Genomic DNA, 12,161 nt, shown 5'->3' on the forward strand with positions numbered 1-12,161 from the left:
TTTGGTAATACTTTTGGTAATTATTTTTGGTAACTGTTAACCTTAATAAAATCAAAGGACAACATAGCGATGGGGGGACATTGCAAAAACACTGGTTTTTGGTAATAGCATGTATTAACACTGGGAGATAAGTAATTCAACAATCGGAGGCTTAATTGAATAAGCCTCCGAAATAAGGACATGTTTAAATCGATAATGAGATTGGAGAAAATTGTTGCCTTGGAATAAAGTTTGATTAAAATTCCTCGTAAACCCATATTTTACGATAAATTAAAAGAATCCATTTTGAAAAAGAGATTGATCAAAATGGATATTTTTCAACAGATTTAGACTTGGATTTTATAAAAAAGTTTGATCAAAAGTACAACCATTTCGTCCAGCACCATGTCGCTTCTCAAAACGGTTGCATTTCTGACTGGTTCTACGATACCCCTATTGTTAGTATTATTTGTCTTTAATATTCAATACATGAAAGGTAGTAAGATCTTGATTATCAATCGTAGCAAATCCTATATATCCATTACTTAAGATTGGTTTCGATACTATAAGTGGGCTATTCGTTATAGGAGCATATTTTTTTTCCATAAGATCCCCTATATAAATTTCGTTCATTGCAAAACGAAAGATAATATAGTGGTTATCAAACAGAATAGGAGAATCTACTGTTAGTCGCATACTAGAAGCATTATACGTTATTTCCTCTTTAGAGATTAAATTATTTGCTTTTAAATATCCTTCTCCAGTATAGACAAAAAAGTTCTCATTTATTGTAAAATCTAAAATTCTATCTGATTTAATATAACTTATAGGCTTTGATTCCTCGTTATATAAGCTAATATCAAAGGATTTTGTCCCGTTATTAAAGAGTGTTTTATATAATAAAATTCCGTTTTGAGCCCCATTTTGTAAATAAAAATATTCTCCATTGCGTTCTTTTGATTCATCTAAGCTTGCATTCGCAATTATGTTCGTTTCATTTTTTTCAATATTATATTCAATGAGTTGGGAAGTTACTTTCGAATTGTTGGTAGTATATTCTATCCAGTTTAAGGAGTCATTATAGATTCTAAGTGTCGGCGTAGGTGTCCCTTTAAAACTCCCACCCTTACGAATTTCTTTATATTCCTTCTTCACAATATCGTATGATTTTATTGTCCAATTTACTTCTGAAATGTTTCTTGTATCGTATTCTGTCCAAAAAATCTTTCCGTTAGATCCCGTTAAATTTCCAATTCCTAAAGTTTCATATAATACATTCCATTCCTTACTTGCTCTAGAAAACTCTATAATATTATCTTTTCCATTTAAATCTTCAATGAAAATTATAATATCATCATCTATATAATAAGGAGCAATTAAAGTTTCAGGAGTCCATTTTATAGGATTCATTTTATAGGTTTCTTCACTAATATCATAATTCAAATTTGATTCGAAGCCCATTTTATAATTATTATTACTATTAGTTTTACTATTTTTACTTTCAATACTATTATCATTTTTATTAGAGTGAGATTTGTTTTCTATTACTTTAGTGGTTTTTTCATTTTTTTCACCTTGAACAGCATTACAGGAAACTAAAATAGAAATTAAAAATATACAAGTGAGTATGTAAAAGGATGTTTTAATTGTTTGTTGTTTCATTCGATCATCTCCGTTTTAGGAAAACCCGTCTATCGCTCAAATAGACGGGTTTTTTTCTAAAATAAACGTAAACAATGTTGCAGAGAATTTGGCGTAGTCCAACTTTTCATGGAGAGGTGGGTATTATAGATTTGTTGGGCACAGATAGCCATTGATACTGCTGACTTTGGGCTTGTTAGTCTTGCCCACAGGGGCTCCATGTCAAGTTGAAATTCACTGTATTACCTGCTGCACAACTATGAATTTTTCAATTGTACAAAACAAGACGGGTCAAATTTATTACCAAATCATCGCTTTTCTAAAATGGGCATTATTAGCATTATAAACTCCTTGGTAAGGATGCCATACATTTCCTAGTGTTACTCCTCGATTCCCCTGATCAAAAGGATCTGTTAATCTAACTTTTGTAGGACCTTGTCTGGTATCATATCCAGAAACATTTAAAATATGCCCTTCTACCGTTGCGGTATACTTCGGCATGTATTGAGAAGTAATTTTTAAATCTAAAACTGTTTGAGGAACAAGTGAAAAACTATCAACTAAATTACTATACGAAGAAGCTGCGTATGACTTCGTTTTTGAAATTATTACTGTATGCACAACTCCATGAAACGGAGAGCTTGCTTGCGTTATGTGATTACGTGTTTTCAGAAGAATTACAGGACGCAACCAAACTCAAGTCAATTCGTTTCTCTCAACTAGGTAGACGATTAAATCAGGTTCCAACGGAGTTTTTCCAAACCATTTTTCTTAATTTAGTGACGCAAATTCACACAAAGACGGATTTCCAAGCGAGAAGAAAAATGACAACACCTCTCAAAATCATTGATTCAAGTACATTACCATTGAACTTGAACAACCATAAGTGGTCCAAATTCCGCAAAACAAAATCGGATGTGAAGCTCCATCTACGCCTAGTGTTTATGGAAAAAGGTCATTCCTATCCAGATCAATCTGTGCTTACGAATGCGAACGAACATGACCGAGGCAAGCTTGAGATACTGGTCAATGATAAAGAATACATGTATGTGTTTGACCGTCGATACTTGGATTATGAACGATTCAATCGCATGACAGACGAAGGCTATTTCTTTGTTTCACGTTTGTGAAAAAAATGCTGTGGTACGTAGTCATGAAACATTCTCTTTACCTGAAGGTTCTGAGTTTCTATCGGATGAAATGGTCGTCATTGGAACGACACGAAATCGAACTGAGAATGTTTTCCGTTTGATAAAAGTGTTGGATTCTAAAGGAAACGAGCTACACTTAATAACCAATCGTTTTGATTTAAGTGCGGATGAAATCGCTGAACTTTACAAATCAAGGTGGGCCATTGAACTGTTTTTCAAATGGATGAAACAACATTTGAATATCAAAAGATTATTTGGCAAAAGTGAACAAGCTGTACATAACCAAGTATATATAACGATGATCGTGTATTGCTTGAATGTACTCGCTCAACTAAACACGGAAAGTAAGCGATCGTACTTACAAATCAGTCGTTATTTGAAAGCAGCTTTATGGAAGCCAGCACATATTTGGTTGAGGAAAATAGGGACAAACAACGTCCCGTAAGCCTTTCACTGTCTTTGTCGCACTCGCCACAAATTATAGTAAAATTATGGATGTTTATTACCTTTGCTTAGTCATCTTTCTATTTACGCAAAAATGAATATATATAAAAACTGAAAATTCCATCAATACTTATGCGACGCTAGTGAAATAAGTTTATTATTAATACCTTAACAATCTAACTTCAAAATTTCATCAGTGAATCTCTTCTTTGCATCAAGCATGATCAAATGATCAGTATCTTCAAAGACAACCAGCTTTGTATTCGGGTGAATTCTCTTCATTCGAGATGCATATTCCATAGATAAGTCCGTGTCTGTACTTTCATTTAATGCAACCATTAGAATAATTTTTACTGATTTTGATATTTGGTTCAAAGTCAATTCTGGAACCAATTCCCATTCTGATTTCATATATTTTATCTGTTCTTCATCACTTATTAAAAATTGATATTTTTTTTCATCATTATTCCAGGTAATCTGGTCTAATACAGCTCGCTCAATAGAGTCGTTCCATAAAGAAGGGTTATCACCTTTCATAAATTCAATAAAATTTGATTGACTTTCAAAAATGGAAGCGGGTAAACTTCCATTTTCAATATCTGACCAAGATAGATTTTTTGTTTCACTTAATGGATAATAGCCCCCATCTACTAAATATAAATTTTTAACATTATTATAAATAGAAGAGTAGACAAGTCCTATTGAGGCACCTATTGAACTCCCTACTATACTTACTTTATCAGGTAAATTCAAAGATAAGAGTAATTGATTAATTTCTTCAGAAACTTCCTTAAAAGAATAGTCAGTTAATTTCCCGCTTTTTCCATGACCAGGTAAGTCTATTAATACTAAATAAAAAGCTTCTTTTAAGTCGTCAATAATAGAATCCCAGATTTTATTTGTCCAACATAATCCATGGATAAAAATAAGTGGATGATTTGATTGATCTCCTTCGGTCGTATAATGAATAACACTTTTCATTGTTTGAGCACCCCTTTTTCCAACGTAAGAAATATATTTTTTATTCCCTCTTCTTCCTTGAATCAACGTACTTTTGGGTCAGCATACCCGCGTTAAAGATGGAAAAGATCATAATAAAGTAGAATAGCATGCGATTAAACAAAAATTGTTCGCTTCCGGTAAATTCAATATAAGAAAATGAGTGATTGATGAAGCCAATAGCGACAAGTATAGAAACGATGAATGGCCATTTCAATGATTTAATCATGTTAGACCTCCTTTATATACCATATAAATCTTGCTTTAGTGATCCTATCATATGTAAAATTATACCACAATCTTCGAAATGAATGGCAAAAAAGCGAACGATTGAGAATCGTCCGCTTTTTTGATTATATTGTGGCTTTCGCCTCTGAAACTTCTTGTGATAAATATTGAAGTGTAGCTGCTCCTAATGTATTAGCTGCTACTAAAAGACTACGTTCATCAATCATAAATTTAGGATGGTGGTGAGGATATGTGACCTCCCAGCTCGGATCACCTGCACCTGTGAAGAAGAATGTTCCTTTTACATGCTGAAGGTAGTAGGCAAAATCTTCTCCGCCCATTACCGGTGCTGATTCATATACCTCTTCCACTCCAGGAACATCCTTAGCCAAATTGACGACAAATTCCGTTTCTTTCTCGTGGTTCACGACAGCTGGATAGCCGCGATGGAACGCATATTCATATGAGGCATCTGAAGTTAGGCACGTACCTTTTATTACTCGTTCCATTTCTTTTTCCACGAGGTCTCGAATATCTTCATTAAATGTTCGGACGGTTCCTATTAGTTTTGCCGTATCTGAAATGACATTGAATGCATTCTTAGCTTCGAAGGAACCGATGGATAATACAGCTGACTCTAATGGATCCACCCTACGGCTTACAATTTGTTGTAAGTTGGAGACAAGCTGTGCCCCAATGACCACCGCATCCTTTGTTAGATGAGGCATTGCCCCATGGCCACCTTTTCCTTGAATCTTAATCTCAAAACGATCAGCCGCAGCCATCACTGGACCTGATCGGTAACCAATTTTCCCAACAGGCTCGGTTGCCCACAAATGGGTGCCAAAGATGACGTCTACCCCATCTAAGCAACCGTCCTCCACCATCGCAATTGCTCCTCCAGGGGCATATTCTTCAGCATGTTGATGGATAAAGACGACAGATCCTTCAAGGTCGTCCTTCATCATATTCAATACTTTGGCAAGAACAAGTAATGTTGCTGTGTGTCCATCGTGTCCACATGCATGCATTACACCATCCACTTTTGATTTAAAAGGTACATTTGCTTCCTCATGAATGGGAAGGGCATCGAAATCAGCTCGTAATGCAACCGTCTTACCTGGTTTTCCCCCCTTTAATGTTGCCACAACACCTCGTCCACCCACTTCAGTTCGAACCTCATGGCCTAGCTTTTCATGGTATGCTGCGATATATTTGGGTGTTTCTACCTCTTCAAATGATAGTTCTGGATTTTCATGTAAGTGACGTCGAATTTCGACCATTTCTTCATAATGTTCTTCTAATAACTTGTATAGTTGATTCATGCTTCCCACTCCCTATAGTTGAAATCAATTTAGCTCTTATATTGATTATCGTTTATTGCAACTCGTTCACACAATCTCTATTGTGATCAAGTTGCTCTTAATCGTAATCATCCTTACTTTTCTAAATGAATATATTCACCAGGACCTAATGGTAGACCTAGGAAGTACCAAGCTGAGAATAACAGAATCCACATAATGGAGAAGGCAATTGTATATGGTAGAAGCGCAGAAATTAAGGTTCCTACTCCCATTTTTGGGTCGTATTTTTTCGCAAATGTTAATACGATGGCAAAATACGCAAGCATTGGAGTAATGGTATTTGTAATGGAATCTCCAATGCGATAAGCCATTTGTGTAAAAGCCGGGCTATAGCCTAATAACATAAACATCGGAACGAAAACAGGTCCTAAAATCGCCCATTTCGCTGATGAGCTTGCAATCAATAGATTTACTAAGGCAGAAAATAGGATAAAAGAGATTAATAGAGGTAATCCTGTGAAGCCTAAATCCTGTAAAAGGTCAGCTCCTTTAATCGCTATTAATGAACCAAGATTACTCCATGTAAAATATGTAATCATTTGCGCAGCGATAAATGCTAATACAATATAGTATCCCATACCGGACATCGCCTTTGTTAAATGCTCGGCAACATCCTTATCCGATTTAATGACCTTTGCCCCAATCCCAAATGCAAGTGCCGGGATAAAGAATGCCAGAAACATAATCGGGACAAGAGAATTCATAAATGGAGAAACAATCAATGAACCTGTTTCAGGATGACGAAGAATGGCATTTTCAGGTATAGTCATAAATAATAGAATCGCTACAAAGGCAGCTAATGCAATTCCAGCAAAACGAAGACCGCGCTTTTCTAGATCTGACAGCTTGTTATCAGCTTGTTCAATTGCTCCTGCTAATGGCGAATAAGTTCCTAATCGAGGTTCTACAATCTTAGTTGTTACAAACACAGCGACAGGAACCAAAACAAAAGTAGAAGCAACCATGAAGTAGTAGTTCATTGCTGGGTTCGCTTTATAGGATGGATCAACAATCTGTGCGCTTGTTTCGGTAAAGCCTGCAACTAATGCATCAAGCATGTTTAGAATAATATTTGCACTAAACCCACCTGCTACAGCTGCATATGCTGCTACTAACCCTGCAATCGGATGCCTTTTCACAGAAAGGAAGATTAAGGCTGCAATCGGAGGTAAGACAATTAGTGCGGCATCGGCAGCCGCATTTCCAACCATCCCAATAAAGATGATAATCGGAAGAATAAATTTTTGCGGAGATGCTAAGACGACCTTTCTCATAAAAGCAGATACTAAACCCGTTGATTCAGCTAATCCCACTCCTAGCATAACTACAAGTACAAGTCCTAGAGGAGGGAAGTTCATGAAGTTCTTTACCATTTCGGTAAGGATTTGAACAATTCCTTCTTTATTCAATAGATTGACTGCTACAATTTTTTCATTTGTTGCGGGATTAATGGCACTCCAGCCAAGCTTTCCAGCTACAAAAGAAGCAGCGAGAATCACAATCGTAAAAATTAAGAATAATGTCAGAACATCAGGTAATTTATTTCCGTTTACTTCGATCCAATCTAAAAATCGATTAAAAAACCCTTTTTTCCGGTTTACTTGTTTTTGGCTTCCTTGTTCTAAATTTGGCTGACTCAATATTCTCCCCCCAATTCAAATGATGTGAAACGAGTAATTCGTTTTTAAAAATACACCTCCATGAATAGTTTAATTGTTTTTCAAATTATGAATATTCGATAATTTAAAGATGATTATACTACCAGTACATTGGTAATAGCAATACAAAATTATACTATATTTAGATTTTTCTTTTGTTGAAATAATATTTCAGTTGAATTTTAATAGAATATATAAAGAAAACGGTTTCATTATTGCTATTCATTTTTAGAGAAATTATTTCTTTTGACACCCTAAATATATGGGGTGTAAATACAATAATAAAAGAGCTAAAGTAAGTAATTAGCTCTTTTGGGTGTATAAATATAACTATATGAATCACTTATTCAATTGGCTCTTAAAGAAATGATTCGCAATGTTTTTGTAGTAGACCCGATCTCAAAGACGTGATTCCCCATTTCTTCACAATTCAACAGAAATGTTTTCCTCCATTTGTATTCCTTTCTCAGCTACAATTCCAATCCCATAGCTAGCTTAATGAGCATTGATCCTTCTTTTTGAATCATTTGATGTGGTATGATCATCCTGTTTTCCCCTTTAGAATATGGATCAAGTTAATCAAAATATACAGCGTCACGTTACGTTAGCTTCAAGGGGAAATGGTCAAATACGCAAAAAAAGAACTGTTCAAACGAACACAGTCCTTTTTTCTCTCTCTATACTTGTTGGTTGCTATATAACCCTTGATAATTTTTACGTAGAATGTGCTTTTGAATTTTTCCAGTAGTGGTGGTTGGAAGCTCGGAAACGATTAAGACTTCTTTTGGAACCTGGAATGAACCTAGGTTCTCTTTACAATGTGCAATGATTTCTTCTTTTGTAGCCGATTCACCTGGCTTTAATAAGACAAATGCTGTAACTGCTTCAATCCAGCGCTCATGGGGAAGTCCAATAACGACAGCATTTAATACTTTCGGATGAGAGACGAGAGCTTGCTCTACATGAATAGAAGAAACATTTTCTCCACCTGTTTTAATCATATCTTTTTTTCTATCCACAAATACAAGCATTCCCTCTTCGTCAAAATAACCGAGATCACCAGTATGGTGCCAGCCATATTCTCTCATTCTTTCCGTTTCTTCATCGTTATTTAAATAGCCAACCATTACATTGGGACCTCGATGTACGATTTCCCCTACTTCCATTTTCCCTAGAAGCTTGCCGTTTTCACCCATGATGGATGTATCTGTTATGAGAGACGGCGTTCCCCAGTAAGAACCCGACTTCCGCAGCTGATCTTCTGGTTTAAATACCGCTGTTGCTGGATACATTTCAGTTTGACCCGTTCCTAAAGCAAAATCGCATGTTAGTTCGTTGATTCCTTTTTCTAACGTGTTCTTATCCATCGGTGCCATGGCATAGAGGCAGTAGCGAAGGCTAGTTAAGTTGTAGTTATGAAAGGATGGATGGTACAGAAAAGCTCGATACATAAGGGGAAGACCAAACATCCAAGTGATTTTCTCTTTTTCTACCGTTTTCATAAACGCTTCTGGTTCAAATCCAGGTATAATGACAATTGTTGCACCGAGGTGGATGAATGAAGTGACTAAAGTATGCTGAGCACAGTGAAAGACTGGCATCATTAAGGTGGCAACATCGTTTTTGTTCATGCCTGCTTCTATTACATTGGCAAGGCTTGCAATGAAGACGGCTTGGTGATTAATTACTACCCCTTTAGGAGTTCCAGTCGTCCCGCTTGTAAACATGATTTGTACAATATCACGATCATGGAGCTCCACTTCTGGTTCATTTGCATGAGGATGTGCAAGCGTATGTTCGAACTTCTCAGCAGGTGCCACTCCATCTCCAATTAAAAGAAGCTCTTGACACATGCTCTCATATTCTTCCTTTTTCCCTTGTAAAAACACTTCATCACACAGGAGTATTTTCGCTTTTACTTCCGAGAGAATGTAACACTTTTCATTAAATGAAACACCAGGATTGATTGGGACCCATACAAGTCCTGCTTTAGCAATACCAAAAATCGCGACGATCATTTGCCATGAGTTGCCGCAAATGGTAGCAACCGTATCTCCTTTTTGAAGGCCGGACTCGATTAAATAGTTAGCGAAACGATTGCTATCTTCATTTAGCTGCTCATAGCTAATTTTCTTTTCCCCAATAATGATCGCCGTCTTTTGTGGGTTCTTACTAGCAGACCTTCGTAAAATGTCCCCTACTGCTACTCGGTTTAACATGGTCACATCTGTCATCTCATTACCCCCTATACGATTTTTTTCATAATCACCGGATGTAATCGATTTCAAAATTATTCGATTTCCGTATATCAATCACCACCTTTAACTTAATATCGTTCCATGCTTTTTGCTTGGTAGTGGAAAGTCTTTATTTTCAAAAGCCTCATAGCGCTGAATTAATTCATTTCGTAAGTCTTTTGGAACAATAAGGTCATCAATAACCAAATCACCTGCTAGTTTATAAATGTCATAGCCAGCTTTGTATTCATCGCGCAGCTGCTTAATGAGCTCTACCTTTTCCTTTGGATCTTTCACACTTTGAATCTTGTTATAATAGACCGCATTAATTGCTGCTTCAGGACCCATAATTGCAATTTCAGCGGATGGTAAAGCAATGGTTGTGTCCGGTTCATAGGCTGGTCCCGCCATGGCATAAATTCCTGCTCCATAGGCTTTTCTTACGACGACACACATTTTCGGTACATTGGCTACCGAGCTCGCATAAATAAAATTACGCCCTCTTCTCAAAATCCCTTCCTGTTCTACCTTCGTTCCCACCATAAACCCTGGTGTGTCACATAGGAATAACAGCGGAATATTATAGGAATCACACGTCCAAACAAAATTGGCGCCTTTATCTGCTGACTCTGGGAAAATCGCTCCACCTTTTACACATGGCTGGTTTGCCACGATACCGACAACCCGCCCATCTAAGCGGGCAAAGCCTACGACTAATTCTTTAGCGTAGTCCTTTTGTACCTCTAAGAAGCTATCAGCATCGACGACGCAATTAATCAGCTTTCGTACATCGTAAGGTTGATTCGGCTCCTGCGGAATAATTTTATCCACATCATCAGAGTTCCCAGCAGGAAGACGCCCTTCCATTTTCTTTGGTGTGGTTTCGAAGTGATCAGGTAGATAGGTGAGGAGCTTTTTCACGAGTTCTGCTGCTTCTTCCTCACTATCGACAACAAAATCTACGGATCCACTCTTTTGCGCATGCATTTTTGCTCCGCCAAGCTCTTCAATATCGACTTTCTGACCTGTTGCCATCGCCACCATTCTTGGAGAAGCAATGGCCATACCGGCTTTCTCATTCATCATAATAACAAAGTCACAGAATACAGGCATATACGCTGTCCCTGCAAAGCATGGCCCATATAAGACGCCGATTTGTGGGATTCGCCCTGACATGATGCTATGATTGTAAAAAATCTTCCCGCCTGAATATTTTTCGACGTGGTAGCCTCCAGATTCGTCAATTCTTCCACCTGAAGAATCAATTAAGTATAAAATAGGTCGTTTTCCCTTAATGGCAGCTTGCTGGGAGCGTAGAATTTTCTCCCCATGCTTTTTCCCAATTGAGCCTGCTTTAACGGTAAAATCACTCGCCGTAAAGTAGACAAGCCGATCATTGATTTTCCCCGCTCCAGCAACTACCCCATCTGCTGGAAGACGTTCATCTAATGCATTGGCAAATAACCCTGTTTCATACGCTGGATTTTCTTGATCGAAGTATAGTTTTAATCGATCGCGAACAAACAGCTTTCCCATCTGTTCGATCTTTTCATGGTTGGCTTGTGGTCCTCCTTGCTTAATACGATTTGCCTCTTGTAAAACCCTTTCCTCACGAGACATACGATCTGCTTCTAGTAAAACCTTTTCCTCACGAGACATACGCTCTCCTCCTTATTAATGATGCTGAAAGGTTGGTTTCTTTTTTAATAAAAATGCTTCTACGCCTATTTTCACATCGTTTGTTTGAAAAACCTCACTGAAATAGCTAGCTTCAATCTGCAACCCTTCTTCAAGCGTTGTTTCTAAGCCCTCCTGCATCGCTTTCTTGATCCGAGTAATAGATGGGAATGAGTGATTGGCAATTTCGAATGCAAGAGCTTTTGCTTTTTCCAAAGAATTCCCTTTCGGTACGACCTCGTTTACTAGCCCGATTATTTCTGCTTCAGCTGCAGATAATGTCTTTCCAGTAAAAATGAGTTCCTTTGCTTTGCCATCGCCTATTAATCTAGGTAAACGCTGCGTTCCACCTGCCCCTGGAAATAGCCCTAGCTTAATTTCTGGCAAGCCAAGGATGGCATGCTCTTCCGCTATCCGCATATCACAGCAAAGCGCTAGTTCGCAGCCTCCGCCTAGGGCCACCCCGTTTATTGCTGCAATCGTTGGTTTCGCCAGGCTTGCAAGCTTATTAAAAGGGGCTTGTATCCAATGAGCTCTTTCCTTCCCTGATTCAACGCCTTTTCCTATCCATTTCGGAAAATCCTTAATATGTCCACCTGCTACAAAATAGTGGTCTCCACTTCCTGTCACAATGACCACTCGAACATCTCGATCAGCTGACAACTCATCTATTGCCTGGTTTAATCCTGTAACAACCCCTTCGCTGATGCTATTTACAGGTGGATGATCAATTGTCAGCGTTGCCACACCATCTTCTTTCGTCCAAGAAATAACTTGATTCAT

Annotated in this window: 8 protein-coding genes and 1 pseudogene; 1 reads left to right on the forward strand and 8 read right to left on the reverse strand. The window is 37.6% G+C overall.

Annotated elements, in window-relative coordinates; all coding sequences use genetic code 11:
* Nucleotides 1–444 precede the first annotated feature (444 nt).
* The gene (locus LS684_RS10765; RefSeq protein WP_233805918.1) at nucleotides 445–1,641 is read right to left on the reverse strand and encodes a hypothetical protein; all 1,197 of its coding nucleotides are present in this window, start codon (nucleotides 1,639–1,641) and stop codon (nucleotides 445–447) included.
* 509 nt (nucleotides 1,642–2,150) lie between these two features.
* Here LS684_RS10765 and LS684_RS10770 point away from each other — a divergent pair.
* A pseudogene (locus LS684_RS10770) lies at nucleotides 2,151–3,216 on the forward strand (IS4 family transposase).
* Nucleotides 3,217–3,383: 167 nt separating this feature from the next.
* On the opposite strand, the gene LS684_RS10775 reads toward LS684_RS10770, so the two are convergent.
* The 7 genes from LS684_RS10775 to LS684_RS10805 all read right to left on the reverse strand — a co-directional run bounded on the left by LS684_RS10775 (nucleotide 3,384) and on the right by LS684_RS10805 (nucleotide 12,161).
* Nucleotides 3,384–4,196 (reverse strand): alpha/beta fold hydrolase, encoded by an 813-nt coding sequence (locus tag LS684_RS10775; RefSeq protein WP_233805920.1) that lies wholly within the window; start codon nucleotides 4,194–4,196, stop codon nucleotides 3,384–3,386.
* Nucleotides 4,197–4,236: 40 nt separating this feature from the next.
* A complete protein-coding gene (locus LS684_RS10780) occupies nucleotides 4,237–4,443 on the reverse strand; it encodes a hypothetical protein (protein WP_233805921.1) in 207 nt (68 codons plus the stop codon).
* 124 nt (nucleotides 4,444–4,567) lie between these two features.
* A complete protein-coding gene (locus LS684_RS10785) occupies nucleotides 4,568–5,767 on the reverse strand; it encodes a M20 family metallopeptidase (protein WP_233805922.1) in 1,200 nt (399 codons plus the stop codon).
* Between the two features lie 113 nt (nucleotides 5,768–5,880).
* On the reverse strand, nucleotides 5,881–7,446 hold the full coding sequence (locus tag LS684_RS10790) for an AbgT family transporter (protein WP_233805923.1): 1,566 nt from the start codon (nucleotides 7,444–7,446) through the stop codon (nucleotides 5,881–5,883).
* 695 nt (nucleotides 7,447–8,141) lie between these two features.
* Nucleotides 8,142–9,698: an AMP-binding protein gene (locus tag LS684_RS10795; RefSeq protein ID WP_233805924.1), complete on the reverse strand. Its 1,557-nt coding sequence runs from the start codon at nucleotides 9,696–9,698 to the stop codon at nucleotides 8,142–8,144.
* Between the two features lie 87 nt (nucleotides 9,699–9,785).
* Complete coding sequence (locus tag LS684_RS10800; protein ID WP_233805925.1) at nucleotides 9,786–11,360, reverse strand: acyl-CoA carboxylase subunit beta; 1,575 nt, start codon at nucleotides 11,358–11,360, stop codon at nucleotides 9,786–9,788.
* 15 nt (nucleotides 11,361–11,375) lie between these two features.
* Nucleotides 11,376–12,161: an enoyl-CoA hydratase/isomerase family protein gene (locus LS684_RS10805; protein WP_233805926.1), complete on the reverse strand. Its 786-nt coding sequence runs from the start codon at nucleotides 12,159–12,161 to the stop codon at nucleotides 11,376–11,378.

This window comes from Cytobacillus spongiae, from assembly GCF_021390075.1.